At 70.9% G+C, this 13,051-nt stretch carries 16 protein-coding genes; 8 read left to right on the forward strand and 8 right to left on the reverse strand.

All coding sequences use genetic code 11. From position 1 onward, the window contains the following. The first annotated feature begins 79 nt into the window (after positions 1–79). The 3 genes from QT196_RS23970 (at position 80) to groL (ending at position 3,112) form a co-directional block, all read left to right on the forward strand. Positions 80–358 carry a MoaD/ThiS family protein gene (locus QT196_RS23970; RefSeq protein ID WP_018089727.1) on the forward strand — a complete coding sequence of 93 codons (279 nt, stop codon included), beginning with the start codon at positions 80–82 and terminating at the stop codon, positions 356–358. A gap of 423 nt (positions 359–781) precedes the next feature. Continuing rightward, entirely contained in the window at positions 782–985 is a 204-nt protein-coding gene (locus QT196_RS23975) for a cold-shock protein (protein ID WP_003986833.1), read from the forward strand. 501 nt (positions 986–1,486) lie between these two features. Then, positions 1,487–3,112 carry a chaperonin GroEL gene (gene groL / locus QT196_RS23980; protein ID WP_168480913.1) on the forward strand — a complete coding sequence of 542 codons (1,626 nt, stop codon included), beginning with the start codon at positions 1,487–1,489 and terminating at the stop codon, positions 3,110–3,112. A 129-nt stretch (positions 3,113–3,241) separates the two neighbouring features. On the opposite strand, the gene QT196_RS23985 is transcribed toward groL, so the two are convergent. From QT196_RS23985 to QT196_RS24000, 4 genes are all read right to left on the reverse strand, one after another. Further along, complete coding sequence (locus tag QT196_RS23985; protein ID WP_168480914.1) at positions 3,242–3,532, reverse strand: hypothetical protein; 291 nt, start codon at positions 3,530–3,532, stop codon at positions 3,242–3,244. Positions 3,533–3,573: 41 nt separating this feature from the next. Next, a complete protein-coding gene (locus QT196_RS23990) occupies positions 3,574–4,593 on the reverse strand; it encodes a hypothetical protein (protein WP_290355656.1) in 1,020 nt (339 codons plus the stop codon). Positions 4,594–4,850: 257 nt separating this feature from the next. Then, a complete protein-coding gene (locus QT196_RS23995) occupies positions 4,851–5,063 on the reverse strand; it encodes a DUF397 domain-containing protein (protein WP_168480916.1) in 213 nt (70 codons plus the stop codon). Next, entirely contained in the window at positions 5,047–5,886 is an 840-nt protein-coding gene (locus QT196_RS24000) for a helix-turn-helix transcriptional regulator (RefSeq protein WP_290355657.1), read from the reverse strand. Before QT196_RS24000 ends, QT196_RS23995 begins: the two co-directional genes overlap by 17 nt. Positions 5,887–6,000: 114 nt before the next feature. On the opposite strand from QT196_RS24000, the gene QT196_RS24005 reads away from it, so the two are divergent. Together QT196_RS24005 and QT196_RS24010 are read left to right on the forward strand one after the other, a co-directional pair. Next, a complete protein-coding gene (locus QT196_RS24005; protein WP_168483936.1) occupies positions 6,001–6,258 on the forward strand; it encodes a hypothetical protein in 258 nt (85 codons plus the stop codon). Then, entirely contained in the window at positions 6,255–6,464 is a 210-nt protein-coding gene (locus QT196_RS24010) for a hypothetical protein (protein ID WP_248001722.1), read from the forward strand. The genes QT196_RS24005 and QT196_RS24010 overlap by 4 nt, the downstream gene beginning before the upstream one ends. Before the next feature lie 2 nt (positions 6,465–6,466). Here the strand turns inward: QT196_RS24010 and QT196_RS24015 are convergent, their stop codons facing one another. The 3 genes from QT196_RS24015 to QT196_RS24025 all read right to left on the reverse strand — a co-directional run bounded on the left by QT196_RS24015 (position 6,467) and on the right by QT196_RS24025 (position 10,151). Next, a complete protein-coding gene (locus QT196_RS24015; RefSeq protein WP_290355658.1) occupies positions 6,467–8,092 on the reverse strand; it encodes a PTS transporter subunit EIIC in 1,626 nt (541 codons plus the stop codon). Between the two features lie 75 nt (positions 8,093–8,167). Beyond that, the gene (murQ, locus tag QT196_RS24020; RefSeq protein WP_266734160.1) at positions 8,168–9,106 is read right to left on the reverse strand and encodes an N-acetylmuramic acid 6-phosphate etherase; all 939 of its coding nucleotides are present in this window, start codon (positions 9,104–9,106) and stop codon (positions 8,168–8,170) included. 130 nt (positions 9,107–9,236) lie between these two features. Then, positions 9,237–10,151 (reverse strand): MurR/RpiR family transcriptional regulator, encoded by a 915-nt coding sequence (locus tag QT196_RS24025; RefSeq protein ID WP_168483938.1) that lies wholly within the window; start codon positions 10,149–10,151, stop codon positions 9,237–9,239. Positions 10,152–10,313: 162 nt separating this feature from the next. Here QT196_RS24025 and QT196_RS24030 point away from each other — a divergent pair, with 162 nt between their 5' ends. From QT196_RS24030 to QT196_RS24040, 3 genes are all read left to right on the forward strand, one after another. Then, positions 10,314–10,676, forward strand: coding sequence for a hypothetical protein (locus tag QT196_RS24030; RefSeq protein ID WP_085926290.1), 363 nt, complete (start codon positions 10,314–10,316; stop codon positions 10,674–10,676). Positions 10,677–10,727: 51 nt separating this feature from the next. After that, positions 10,728–11,021, forward strand: coding sequence for a DUF4031 domain-containing protein (locus QT196_RS24035; protein WP_168480920.1), 294 nt, complete (start codon positions 10,728–10,730; stop codon positions 11,019–11,021). A gap of 66 nt (positions 11,022–11,087) precedes the next feature. Beyond that, a complete protein-coding gene (locus tag QT196_RS24040) occupies positions 11,088–11,627 on the forward strand; it encodes a pyridoxamine 5'-phosphate oxidase family protein (protein WP_266734157.1) in 540 nt (179 codons plus the stop codon). 30 nt (positions 11,628–11,657) lie between these two features. Here the strand turns inward: QT196_RS24040 and QT196_RS24045 are convergent, their stop codons facing one another. Then, complete coding sequence (locus QT196_RS24045) at positions 11,658–12,956, reverse strand: Cmx/CmrA family chloramphenicol efflux MFS transporter (protein WP_266734155.1); 1,299 nt, start codon at positions 12,954–12,956, stop codon at positions 11,658–11,660. Positions 12,957–13,051: the final 95 nt, after the last annotated feature.

The following is a 13,051-nucleotide window of genomic DNA, read 5'->3' on the forward strand; positions in this document are numbered from 1 at the left end:
GACGGCCCGTCCGGCATCCGGCGGACGGGGCCGCGCCCAGCCCCCGAACTCGCACTCCGTACCCCTGGAAGGCAGAACCATGAGCGTCAAGGTCCGCATCCCCACCATCCTCCGCACGTACACCGGTGGCCAGGCCGAGGTCCCCGCCGAGGGCGCGACCCTCTCCGAGGTGATCGCCGACCTGGAGCAGAACCACCAGGGCATCGCGGCCCGGGTGCTGGACGACGCCGGCAAGCTGCGCCGCTTCGTGAACGTGTACGTCAACGATGACGATGTGCGCTTCGAGCAGGGCCTGGAGACGCCCACCCCGGACGGTGCGGGCATCTCGATCATCCCGGCGGTGGCCGGCGGCTGCTGATTTGCGCCAACTCTTCTCCTGCATGACCGGAATTGCCCCGTCCGCCAGAAAGCGGACGGGGCAATTCCATGTTGTGAAAGGAGATACCATTGGGGTGATCCCCCTCCGGATATCACCGTGCGCGTGCCGAACGCATATGTGTTCGCGATCAGTTGTGGCCAAAGTGTGGGCGGTATTTGTCGCCTAGGTGCCCTATGCCCGGCCTGACTTGCCCTGGAGAAACGGGATTTCGCCGCATATAGCCGATTCTCCGGCCCCGGAATTCTCGTCCGATTGACCTGTTGCTCTGGGCATCTGTGCAGATACATTCAGCGGCGGTCGACGCGTTCCGGCGCACACCCCACGGGCCTTTCGCGGGGTGAGGTCTGACCCGGGTCCGCGGAGTGCGGTCCTGCGCAAGGGCCAGTAATAGGGGAGTTAGGCATGGCTCAGGGCACCGTCAAGTGGTTCAACGCGGAGAAGGGGTACGGCTTCATCGCGGTCGACGGTGGTGCGGATGTTTTCGTCCACTACAGCGCGATCCAGATGGACGGTTACCGCACCCTTGAGGAGGGTCAGCGGGTCGAGTTCGAGATCTCGCAGGGCCAGAAGGGGCCGCAGGCGGACATGGTCCGGGTGGCCGGCTGAGGCGCCGACCGACTGCTGCGTGAGGAAGGCCCGTACCCCTGAGGGGGGTACGGGCCTTCGGCTGTCTGCGGGGTGGGGAGTGGGGGGGCTGCGGGGTGGGTGGGTCGCGCGGGGGCGGGGTGCGTGCGGCCCACTTGTCCCCCTAGGGGAGGGCGCCTTCACGGCAGCCTCGCGCCCGCCCGCTGCCCAACCGCGCCCTCCGGGCGGCTTGCGCCCACCCGTCGCCCGGCCACCACCCCTCAACGACGCCCTCCGGGCGGCTTGCGCCCACCCGTCGCCCGACCGCCACCCCTCAACGACGCCCTCCGGGCGGCTTGCACTCTCCTACCCCGAGTGCTAATCATTGCGTTAGCACTCTCCCAGTGAGAGTGACAAAGAAGGACCGGGTCGGCGAGGCCCGCGGATCGGTGGGGCAAGGAACCACACAGGTCTGCAGGTCGTCCGTCGCGGGCGCCAGCGCGGTCCGGAGCAATCCACCCCAGTCCGGGAGGACCACTTCACATGGCCAAGATCATCGCGTTCGACGAGGAGGCACGGCGCGGTCTCGAGCGCGGGATGAACCAGCTCGCCGACGCCGTCAAGGTCACCCTCGGCCCCAAGGGCCGTAACGTCGTCCTCGAGAAGAAGTGGGGCGCCCCCACGATCACCAACGATGGTGTTTCCATCGCCAAGGAGATCGAGCTCGAGGACCCGTACGAGAAGATCGGCGCCGAGCTGGTCAAGGAGGTCGCGAAGAAGACGGACGACGTCGCCGGTGACGGCACGACGACCGCGACCGTCCTGGCCCAGGCTCTGGTCCGCGAGGGCCTGCGCAACGTGGCCGCCGGCGCCAACCCGATGGCCCTCAAGCGCGGTATCGAGCGTGCCGTCGAGGCCGTCTCCGCCGCCCTGCTGGAGCAGGCCAAGGACGTGGAGACCAAGGAGCAGATCGCTTCGACCGCCTCCATCTCCGCCGCTGACACCCAGATCGGCGAGCTGATCGCCGAGGCCATGGACAAGGTCGGCAAGGAAGGCGTCATCACCGTCGAGGAGTCCCAGACCTTCGGTCTGGAGCTGGAACTCACCGAGGGTATGCGCTTCGACAAGGGCTACATCTCGGCGTACTTCGCCACCGACATGGAGCGTATGGAGGCGTCGCTCGACGACCCGTACATCCTCATCGTCAACTCCAAGATCGGCAGCGTGAAGGACCTGCTGCCGCTCCTGGAGAAGGTCATGCAGTCCGGCAAGCCGCTGCTGATCATCGCCGAGGACGTCGAGGGCGAGGCCCTGTCGACCCTGGTCGTCAACAAGATCCGTGGCACCTTCAAGTCCGTTGCCGTCAAGGCCCCGGGCTTCGGTGACCGCCGCAAGGCCATGCTCGGCGACATCGCCATCCTCACCGGTGGCACCGTCATCTCCGAGGAGGTCGGCCTCAAGCTGGAGAACGCCGGCGTCGAGCTGCTCGGCCGCGCCCGCAAGGTCGTCATCACCAAGGACGAGACCACCATCGTCGACGGTGCCGGTGACAGCGAGCAGGTCCAGGGCCGGGTCAACCAGATCCGCGCCGAGATCGAGAACAGCGACTCGGACTACGACCGCGAGAAGCTCCAGGAGCGTCTGGCGAAGCTGGCCGGCGGCGTGGCCGTCATCAAGGCCGGTGCCGCCACCGAGGTCGAGCTCAAGGAGCGCAAGCACCGCATCGAGGACGCCGTTCGCAACGCGAAGGCGGCCGTCGAGGAGGGCATCGTCGCCGGCGGTGGCGTCGCCCTGCTCCAGGCCTCCCAGGTCTTCGAGAAGCTGGAGCTCGAGGGTGACGAGGCGACCGGCGCCAACGCCGTGAAGCTCGCCCTGGAGGCCCCGCTCAAGCAGATCTCCGTCAACGGCGGCCTTGAGGGCGGCGTTGTGGTGGAGAAGGTGCGCAACCTGCCCATCGGCCACGGCCTCAACGCCGCGACCGGTGAGTACGTCGACATGATCGCCGAGGGCATCATCGACCCCGCCAAGGTCACGCGCTCCGCGCTCCAGAACGCCGCCTCCATCGCGGCGCTCTTCCTCACCACCGAGGCCGTCATCGCCGACAAGCCGGAGAAGGCGGGCGCTGCCCCGGCCGGCGGCGGCATGCCGGGCGGTGACATGGACTTCTGATCCTCGCGGATCGGAACGCTGATCCTCCCGGATCAACACGTCCAGACGTACGTCGGGGCGGCACCCTCCTTCCAGGGGGGTGCCGCCCCGGCGGCGTTTTCGGGGCGGGGCCGGGCGCCGTCGGGCGGGCTATCGCCGGCGGCCGATGAGGCAGCCCGCGAGGCACAGCGCCCCGGCCACGGACAGCAGCACGGCGCCGCAGAGGGTAGCCGGTGCGGGCGGGGCGTCGCGGTCGAGGGTGGTTTCGACGGCGACCTGGATCACGACATTGCCGTGCGCCGCGGGCAGCTTGGGCAGCGGCGGGAACGGGGGCGGTGTCTCGCCCCACAGGATCAGTGCCACCCCGCCGGCGGTCAGCACGAGCGCGGTGAGCGCCACGATCAGCCTGGCGCGCCAGGGGCGGCGTAATCGGATCAGCATGGCGCCGACCCTACTTACTGCCGCGCCGCGGTGCGGCAGGATCACGGTCGGCCGGCGGCGGCCGTACGGCTGGGTGCCGGTGGCCGTGCGGCCGCGCGCAAACGCTCCACGCGGGCGCGGACTTGGGCGGCCGTCGGGTCCGCCGGATTCCGCCGCCGGTCCGGTGGTGCCTCGCCCCGGCAGGGGCCGCAGACACCCCCGGGAAGCGCCTCGGGCCGACCCGGGGCGCGGCAGACGGTGCACTCCATGATCCGGAGGGGGCCGGACGACGGCCCTCGGGCCGGGCCGCCCGCTCCCGGCCCAGCGGCTTCGGGCGGCATCTTGGCGAGCAGCCGGGAGCGGGCGAGCCGTCCCGGGTGGTGGATGTGCGGGGGCAGCCCGGAGGTCAGGGCGGACAGCAGCTGGTCGCGGGTCGCGCCGCGCGCCAGCCATTCCTCCGCGAATGCTTCGAGGGACGCGCAGTCGTCAGCGGACAGCGTCATACGGGGTTCGGCGCGGCCGAGGGCGGCGAGGGCGGCGTAGCCGGGGGACCGCGGTTGGCGGGTGCGGACGTGGGCGTCGACGTCGACGTCGACGTGTGGAGCCTGCGGGCGCGGTGGCCCGGAGGTGGGAGGTGGGGCGTCACTGTCGCCGCCGCCGTCACTGTCGTCGTCGGTCATCGGAACGTTCCCGGCGCATAAGGCCATCCACCAGGAGTCGTCCCGGGCCGTACGCGAGAAGTACGTACGCGTCACCCAGAGCGGGCTGCCGCCGTCACTCGTGTGTGTCTCGGTGACCCGCCGCAGATGACCGGCCTCCGAGAGGCGGCGGAGCGCGGTCCGCAGGGCGCACTGCCCGTAGTCCGGCAACACCTTGGCCAGCGTCTTCACGGAGATGTCGGCACCCTCGGGCAGCCGGTCGAGGTAGGCGGCGATGGATGCCTCGCGGCGGGGGAGATGTGCGAAGTCGCCGGGGCGGGATGCCCGTTGGTCGGGCGCGGCGCGTTTGCCGTAGCCGGGGCGGGCGGAGGGGTGGGGGCGTGCGGACGCGCACGGGGCAGGGTTAAGGTTTTCACCAGCCATGAGATCGCTCTTTCCGATCTTGATGGTCAGACCCCGGTCGGTGTTGGTAGCACCTGCCGGGGTTGTTTGTTGCTGCGCACGCTAGACCGGCGCAGCAGGGTGTCGCAAGCCGGTCACGGAATGTCATCCACGCTGGTGTGAGCGGGAGTTGGCGGAACCGGGGGAGGGCGGGTGGGTTACTTCCGTCCACCCGTTCCTTGGAAAGAGGGCTCGGGGTCCGCGGCTTGAGCCCCGGACCCCGGGTGTCGTCAGGCGCCCTACAGGGAACTGGACTTGATGCCCTCGATGAACGCAGCCCATGCCGGTGCCCGGAACGCGAGCGCCGGGCCGTCCGGGTCCTTGGAGTCCCGGACGGGCACGATGCCGGGGTGGTCGTCGGAGACTTCTAGGCAGTCGCCGCCGTCGCCGCCGCTGTAGCTGGACTTACGCCAGACGGCTGCACTCAGGTCGTACTCAGCGCTGATCTTCATGCGCGTAATCCTCCGCCACTGATTCGATCAGGGCCAGGGAATCTTGGGGGGATAGTGCGCTGGCCCCGATCAAATCGTAAGTCAGTTCGTGGCGGGCGACCGTAGCCGGTTCGTCCTGCAGACAGCCAGTTCCCAAGCTTTGAAGGTAGGCGACCGGAGGCGCGTCCTTGAAGGTCATCAGCTTGACCGAGCCGTTCATCGACGCATGGTCCCCCGCCGAAAACGGCAACACCTGCACGATCACCCGATGCCTCCGGATCAGCTCCGCCACATGCCGCAGGGCCTTCGCCATCACCGCCGGACCGCCGGTCTTGCGGCGCAGTACGGCCTCGTCCAGCACCACCCACAACATCGGAGTTGTTGGATGGTCGAGAAGGAGCGCGCGTTCGAGTCGTGCCGTGACCGTCTCGCCGATCTCGGCCTCCGGTGCCGTCGGCTGGTACGCGCGGCAAACCGCCCACGCATACGCCTCCGTCTGCAGCAGCCCCGGAATCAGCTGCGGCGCGTACTCCTTGATGGTGGCGGCGACGGCTTCCGCCTCCGCCGCCTCCGCGAAATGGTCCGGATACTTCGACTTCGTCGCGGCCTCGCAGTTGCGGGTGAAGTAGCCGTCCGTGCCGAGGATCTCGTCGATCTTCACGGCGTACTCCATCTGCATCCGCCGCGTCCCGGCCTCCAGTTGGCCGATGAACGACCCGCTGACGAAGAGGGGACGGCCGAGTTCTTCCTGGGTGAGTCCCGCCTCTTCGCGCTTGTGCCGTAACTCGGCGCCGAGCATGGCGCGGGGTGACGAGGAGGGGTCGAGGGGTTTCGGTCCGGGCATCGCAGCAACTCCCTGTTACACACGATCGGTTGTTGGGTCTGCGCCTCTATGCAGGCTAGACCCGCAACCACCACGCTGTGTGCGCAACGGGAACACTCAGCGTGGAAGGTGATGATGACGACGATGACGGCGTGTGAGCGGGTGCAGCAGGCCGAGGATGTGACGGCGGAGCTGCGCACCGCACTTCAGAAGGCCGGGATCACCCTGCCGTCCCTCGGCGTCGACCCGGTGTCGTGTGCCGGCGGTTTCATGGCGCCCCTGGTCGAGCTGGGGCGCTGCAATCTGGACACCGCCCGGCGGCTCGCCGGTGTGCTGGCGGACTACGCCAGGACCGTCGCAGCCGAACACGGTCCGGAGGAGCGACGGCCGTGATCCCGCCGCCCGGAAGCTATGCGGTGGACGGGCGGGACGGGCGCGTCGGCCGGGTCATGGGCTGCGACGGGCCGTTCGTGCAGCTCCGGCCGCCCGGGGGTGGCACGGTGTGGAACTGCCCGCCGTATGAACTGCGTGCCGCCCCGCCGTCCGCCGTACTGGCCGCCCGCGTGCGAGAGCTGAACTGGCAGAGCCGGATGCCATGACCTCATGACGCCGAGGTCACTGTGGGCGGTGCGGAGGCGGCCGGCGACGCACCGGCCGCCGGGACGCTGCCCGGGCCGCCCGCACCGTCCGGGTCGCTGTTCAGCTCCGTCCGTGTGTGTCTGCTGAAGCCGAAGAAGTAGGTGGCGAGGAAGCCGACGAGGTAGCCGACGGCCAGGCCCAGGGCGTAGACGGCGAGGGTGGTGGCGAGCGGCTGGTTGCCCTTGACCAGGGGGAACAGGGCCCAGCCGGAGGGGCCGATGGCGGTGGAGCCGACGGCGTCGCCGAGTTGGTTGAAGAGGCCGACGAACGCGCCACCGGCTGCGCCGCCCAGGCAGGCGGTGATGAAGGGGCGGCCCAGGGGGAGCGAGACGCCGTAGATCAGTGGTTCGCCGACGCCCAGGAAGCCTGCGGGGAGGGCGGACTTGATGGTTCGGCGGATCGAGGGGTTGCGGGGGAGACGGAAGTAGACGGCGATCGCGGCGCCGACCTGGCCCGCGCCGGCCATGGCGAGGATCGGGAGCAGGACCGTGTAGCCCTGCTGCTCGATGAGGGTGGTGTGCAGCGGGATGAGGGCCTGGTGGAGGCCCAGCATGACGAGGGGGAGGAAGAGGCCGCCCAGGACGAGACCGGCGAACGCGCCGCCGTGGGCCAGCAGCCAGTTGGCGCCCGTGCCGATCGCGGTGGCGACCTCGCCCGCGACGTACATCAGGCCGAAGAGCGTGACCAGGCCCGTGACCAGGACCGTAACGGTGGGGGTGACCAGGACGTCCAGTGCCTCGGGGACGGTCTTGCGGCACCACTTCTCCACCTGGACGGCGAGCAGCGCCGCGGCCAGTGCGCCGAGCACCCCGCCCTGGCCGGGGGAGAGGTGCTGGCCGTAGGCGGTGATGTGGGTGACGCCGGGGAAGACGATGACGGCGGCGACCGCGCCGCCGAGGATCGGGGTGCCGCCGAATTCCCTGGCGGTGTTGTAGCCGACGAAGACGGCGATGAGGGACATGAAGCCGGAGGCCATGGCCGCGAGGGCGGGGGCGACGGACGGCAGCTGACCGAGGTTGGTCAGCAGGCCGTTGATGCCGGCGATGATGCCGCAGCCGATCAGGGCCGGGATCAGCGGGACGAAGATATTGGCGATCCGGCGGAGGAACAGCTTCACGGGCGTGGCGTTCCGCGACTTCTGCCGGGCCTTGAGGGCGGCGCCTTGGGCGGCCAGGTCGTCGGCGGTGGCGGTGGCGGGAGCGTCGGAGGCGGGGGTGCCGACGGTCGTGGGTGGTGTCGGGACCAGGGCCGGTGCCGGGGGCGCCCCGGCAGGGGCCGTCGTCGGTGTGGGTGCGGCTGACTCCGCTTCCGTGGCCGGTGGGGTGTCGCGGGACTGCGCCACCAGGCGCTGGAATTCCGGGGTGACCCGGGCGACCGTCCCGGGGCCCAGCACGATCTGGTACGTGTCGTCCTCGACCACGCCCATGACCGCCGGCAGCGCCTTGAGGGCCTCGTCCTGGACCAGGGAACGGTCCTGGATGCCGAGGCGGAGCCGGGTCATGCAGTGGGCGATGGAGGTGAGGTTTCCGGCGCCGCCGACGAGAGGGAGGAGCGCGGCAGCGATGGCGCGGTTCTTGTCTTCGGGCATGTGCGGTGCCTTGCTGTGCGGTCGAACGAGGCGAGGGGGTCGGGCCGTACAGGGTGTGGCGGGCTGTGGTGGGGCTCAGTGCTCTTCGGCGGCCTGGAGGGCGGCGCGGAGGTGGCCGTCGGCGGCGTCGAGGAGGCGGGCGGCGGTGGGGGCGTCGACTCCGCCGAGGAGGGTGAGGATGGCGTTCTTCACCTCGCCGTCCGTGCTGCGGAGTGCGGTCTCGATCTCCTGGTCGGAAGCACCGGTGGCGAGCGCGACGATTCGGCGCGAGCGGGCCCGCAGCTTCTCGTTGGAGGCGCGGACGTCGACCATCAGATTCCCGTAGGTCTTGCCCAGCCGGATCATGGTGAGGGTCGAGAGCATATTGAGCACCAGCTTCTGGGCGGTGCCCGCCTTGAGCCGGGTGGAGCCGGTCAGCAGCTCGGGGCCGACCACGACCTCGATGCCGTGCTCGGCGGCCGCGGCCAGCGCCGAATCGGCGTTGCAGGACAGGCCGATGGTCAGCGCGCCGAGGGCGCGGGCATGCTCGACGGCCCCGATCGCGTAGGGCGTACGGCCGGAGGCCGAGATGCCGACGACGGTGTCCAGGTCGGTCAGGCCGATCGCGCTCAGATCCTCGATCGCGAACTTCTTGCTGTCCTCGGCGCCCTCGACAGCGGTGACCATCGCGGACGGGCCGCCCGCGATCAGCCCGACCACCTGGGACGGGTCGGTGTTGAAGGTCGGCGGGCACTCGCTGGCGTCCAGCACCCCGAGACGGCCGGCCGTGCCGGCGCCGGCGTAGATGAGCCGGCCGCCGCGGGCCATCCGCGCGGCGGTGGCGTCGATGGCGGCGGCGATCTCCGGGAGCCGCCGGGCGACGGCGGCGGGGACGGTGGCGTCCTCGTCGTTCATCGTGCGGGCGATGTCCAGGGTGGGGCGGCGGTCGATCTCGGCGAGTTCGGGCCGGTACGCCTCGGTGGTGAGGGTGTCCAACTGGGCGCGCAGAGGGTCGTGGTCGGCGGTGGAGGTCATGGCGTGGCGACTCTCTTCGGTCGGGCTCGTGGGGGGCCGTGGTTCTTCGGCTGCCCCGCCGCCCGGTGCCGTCGTGTCCACCCGTGCCTCCCGATGGTGCGGAGGCCCACAACGGCGGGGCGGTGCGAGGTCAGCGCTGGTTGTTGCGCGGCGAGTGGCGGTGGGCGAGTGCCTCGTACGAGGCGGACAGCGCGGGGGCCGCGGTCTCGTACGTACGCTGCGCGACGCCTATGAACAGGCAGTCCACGACCAGCAGCTGACTCGTCCGGGACGACATCGCGGCCGGGCGCAGCTCGCTCTCGCGGGCCGTGGACGTGGTCAGGATGTGGTCGGCGTACGAGGCGATGTCGCCGTCCGGGCGGCCGGTGATGGCGATCGTCGTCGCACCGTGGTCGAAGGCCACCCGCAGGGGCTCTATGACATCGGTGGTCCGCCCGGAGTGCGTGATGGCGATGGCGACATCGCCGGTGCGCATCTGCACGGCGTTCGTCACGGCCAGATGCGGGTCCGCGTGCGCATGGGCGATCAGGCCGATGCGCAGCAGCTTCTGGACGAGGTCCTGGCCGACGAGGTTGGAGGCCCCTATGCCGTACACATCGATACGGCGGGCACCGGCGAGCGCGGCGACGGCGGCTTCGAGCTGGGTGACATCCAGCGCGGCGGCCGTGTCGGCCAGACACTGCTGCTCCTCCTGCGCCAGCTTCGCGACGACATCGACGAGGGAGTCGTCGACCGCTATGTCCGCGGTCACCGCGGGTGCGCCGCCGGCCGCCTGCTGCGCGGCGAGCGCGGCGAGCGCGAGGCGCAGATCGCGATAGCCCGGGTAGCCGAGCAGCCGGGAGGTCCGCACGACGGTGGCCTCGCTGGTGCCCGTGCGCTCCGCGAGGCCGGTGACGGTGAGGGCGGCGCAGCCGGCCGGGTCGCTCGCGACGGTCTCGGCGACCCGCTGCATGGAGCGGGTCATCGTCGGCGCGAGGGTGCGGACCTTGGCGGCCAGCGCCGCGGGGGCGGGTGGGGCCGGGGCCGGTCGGGTCTCGACGGCCACATCCTTGAAAGTTTCCTTCACGCTACTGCTCACGCTTGAAAAGTAATTTCATCGACGCTCGGCGTCAATACCCTCTGTGAGTGCTGTGGACAGAGCGGAGAGGTCGCGGCGGGGCTGTGGACAACCCGCTCGGCGGTCGGCGGCCGGGAGACAATGGGGGGCATGGAGATGGAACAGGCATTGCACGCCGCGCGGGCGCTGGTGCTCGCCGACCTGATGGCGGACAAGGTGGCCGACGCCGACATCGTCTCGCTCGTGGAGGATGCGGTCGTCCACCGCCGGTGGTGGGTGGAGCAATGGCCTGAAGGCGCGGCATTCGTCGCAGGACTCATAGCGCAGGACGTCCAGGACGCCCTCCTGGACCGCTACGGCCGCTGGCCGCTGTGCCCCGTGTGCACGGAGTCGGGGGATCCCCATGCGCTCGATGTCGAACCGGAGTTGGGCACCGATCCGCACTGGGTCTGCCCCAAGACAGCTGTCGCCGTGGCCCGGGTCGGCCGGCTCGGCACCCCGATGGAAGGCTGAGGTGGTTGATGGTGCGGCGGGCTGACGTGGCGATCCGGCCGGAGCGCTGAGGTGGCGATCTATATAGATCCGCCCACCTGGCCGGGCCACGGGCGGATGTGGTCGCATCTGGTCAGCGACCACTCCTTCGACGAACTGCACGCCTTCGCGGCGCGGCTCGGCGCGCCCCGGCGGGCGTTCGAACGCGACCACTACGACCTGCCGTCGGAGCGGTACGGCGACGCGGTGCGCGCCGGGGCGCTGGAGATCGGCTCCAAGGAGCTGGTGCGCCGGCTGACCGCGGCCGGTCTGCGCCGCCCCAAGCACCGGCCGGCACCCCGTACGGCCCGCCGCGGCGCGTCGTAGCGGCGGCGCGGCGGCGGACCCCCGCACGATGGGCCTGACCGTGCGCCGCACCGAAAGGGGACAGCTATGTCAGCCAGCGAAGGCGGACAACCGGCCACCGACCTCGACCCGAACTACAGCAGCGCGGACGCCACGGCGACCGCCTGGCCCGCGGCCGTCGGCGGAATGACCGAGGCCGAGATCTTCTGGCTCACCACCGTCCGGCCGGACGGCCGCCCGCATGTCACCCCGCTGCTCGCCGTCTGGTCGGACGATGCGCTGCACTTCTGCACCGGCCCCGAGGAACGCAAGGCCAAGAACCTCGCCACCAACGCGCACTGTGTGCTGACGACATCGACGGCCGGCGGCAACGACCTGCACGCCGGGCTCGATGTGGTCGTCGAAGGCGAGGCGGTGGCGGTGCGCGACGAGCCCACACTGCGCCGCTTGGCCGATCTGTACGGCGAGAAGTACGGCAGCGACTGGCACTTCGACGTCCGCGACGGCGCGTTCTACGGGGAGGGCAACCGGGCCGTGGTCTTCCGGGTCGAGCCGGTCACGGCCTTCGGGTTCGGCCGGGGCGAGACCTACAGCCAGACGCGGTGGACGTTCGACGGCGGGGCCTGAACGACCGGGCGCGGCGCCCTTCCCACAGGTTCAGCGGTGCCCCGCCGCCCCCGTTGCCTTGGCGAAATCCACCGGCTGCGCTGCCCCGGCCTGTGCAGCAGGCGTGGCGGGCGTGGCGCCGGCCGACGAGGTGATCAGCCGGGACTGGTGCGTCGCGCGGTGCAGCCGGAACGCGAAGGCCGTGGTGACCACGGCCCCCGCCGCCAGCGCGGCGCCGGTCCAGGCCACGGACGGGTAGCCCCAGCCCGCGCCGATGGCCAGCCCGCCGAGCCAGGGGCCGAGGGTGTTGCCGATGTTGAACGCGGCGGTGGTGGTCGCGCCGGCCAGCGTCGGCGCGGCGTTCGCCACGTTGAACATCCGGGCGTTGAGCGCCGGGGCCGTGGTGAACGCGGTCACCCCGAGCATCAGGGCGAGCGCGACGGCGGCGACCGGGCTGTGCGCGGTCAGCGCCAGGAGAGCCAGCACGGCGGTGGACGCGGCGATGCCGCCGAAGAGCGTCCCGAAGAGGTGCGCGTCGGCGATCCGGCCGCCGATGAACGTACCCGTCAGCGCGCCGACGCCGAAGAGGGCGAGCACCGTCGGCACCCAGCTCTCGGCGAGGCCGGCGGTGTCGGTCAGCAGCGGCGAGAGGTACGAGAAGAGCGCGAAGACCGCGGCGCCGTTCAGGGCCGTCGCGGTCAGGGCCAGCCACACCTGCTTGTCCTTGTAGATGGTCAGCTCACGGCGCAGCTGCGGACGGTCCTCGCCGGTGGGCACGGCCGTACGCGGCACCAGCGCGATCACGCCGAGCAGGCCGATCGCGGCCAGACCGGCCACGGCCCAGAAGGCGGCGCGCCAGCCGGCATGCTGGCCGAGCAGGGCGCCTGCCGGGACGCCCGCGATGTTGGCGATGCTGAGGCCGCCGACCATCACGGCCATCGCGCGGGCCCGCGCGGTCACCGGCACCAGCGAGACCGCTACCGCCGCGCCGACCGCCCAGAAGCCGGCGCAGGCCAGGGCGCTCAGGATGCGCGAGATGAACAGCACGCCGTAGGAGGGGGCCAGCGCGCCCGCCACCTGGCCGAGTCCGAACACCGCGAGCAGCGCGATCAGTGTCGTCCGCCGTGGGAGCCGCAGCGTTGCGGCGGCCAGCACCGGGGCGCCGACCACCATGCCGACCGCGAAGGCGGAGACCAGCAACCCGGCCTGCGGAATAGAAACGTCCAGGTCGCGGGCCAGCGGCTGGAGGATGCCGGACAGCATGAACTCGGACGTCCCGAGCGCAAAGACGGACAGGCCGAGCACATACACGGCAATGGGCAGGCGGACGCGGTCGGACTGAGCAGGCATGTCAGCTACTAACAGCGATAGGACGCCTTACATTCCCGGCTGGGCGTGGGTGCGGGTTTGCCGTGGGCTGGGGCCGGTGCGCCTATGGCTTGGTG

This window comes from Streptomyces sp. P9-2B-2 (assembly GCF_030406865.1).
Taxonomy (GTDB): Bacteria; Actinomycetota; Actinomycetes; order Streptomycetales; family Streptomycetaceae; genus Streptomyces; species Streptomyces platensis.

What these genes read in the sequence shown, in the direction of transcription:
- QT196_RS23970 (WP_018089727.1), top strand. Translation starts at nt 80, where the DNA reads ATGAGCGTCAAGGTCCGCATCCCCACCATCCTCCGCACGTACACCGGT.
- QT196_RS24005 (WP_168483936.1), top strand. Translation starts at nt 6,001, where the DNA reads ATGACGACGATGACGGCGTGTGAGCGGGTGCAGCAGGCCGAGGATGTG.
- QT196_RS23995 (WP_168480916.1), bottom strand. Translation starts at nt 5,063, where the DNA reads ATGAAGATCAGCGCTGAGTACGACCTGAGTGCAGCCGTCTGGCGTAAG.
- QT196_RS24030 (WP_085926290.1), top strand. Translation starts at nt 10,314, where the DNA reads ATGGAGATGGAACAGGCATTGCACGCCGCGCGGGCGCTGGTGCTCGCC.
- groL (WP_168480913.1), top strand. Translation starts at nt 1,487, where the DNA reads ATGGCCAAGATCATCGCGTTCGACGAGGAGGCACGGCGCGGTCTCGAG.
- QT196_RS24045 (WP_266734155.1), bottom strand. Translation starts at nt 12,956, where the DNA reads ATGCCTGCTCAGTCCGACCGCGTCCGCCTGCCCATTGCCGTGTATGTG.
- QT196_RS23975 (WP_003986833.1), top strand. Translation starts at nt 782, where the DNA reads ATGGCTCAGGGCACCGTCAAGTGGTTCAACGCGGAGAAGGGGTACGGC.
- QT196_RS24015 (WP_290355658.1), bottom strand. Translation starts at nt 8,092, where the DNA reads ATGCCCGAAGACAAGAACCGCGCCATCGCTGCCGCGCTCCTCCCTCTC.
- QT196_RS24000 (WP_290355657.1), bottom strand. Translation starts at nt 5,886, where the DNA reads ATGCCCGGACCGAAACCCCTCGACCCCTCCTCGTCACCCCGCGCCATG.
- QT196_RS23990 (WP_290355656.1), bottom strand. Translation starts at nt 4,593, where the DNA reads ATGGCTGGTGAAAACCTTAACCCTGCCCCGTGCGCGTCCGCACGCCCC.
- QT196_RS24040 (WP_266734157.1), top strand. Translation starts at nt 11,088, where the DNA reads ATGTCAGCCAGCGAAGGCGGACAACCGGCCACCGACCTCGACCCGAAC.
- murQ (WP_266734160.1), bottom strand. Translation starts at nt 9,106, where the DNA reads ATGACCTCCACCGCCGACCACGACCCTCTGCGCGCCCAGTTGGACACC.
- QT196_RS23985 (WP_168480914.1), bottom strand. Translation starts at nt 3,532, where the DNA reads ATGCTGATCCGATTACGCCGCCCCTGGCGCGCCAGGCTGATCGTGGCG.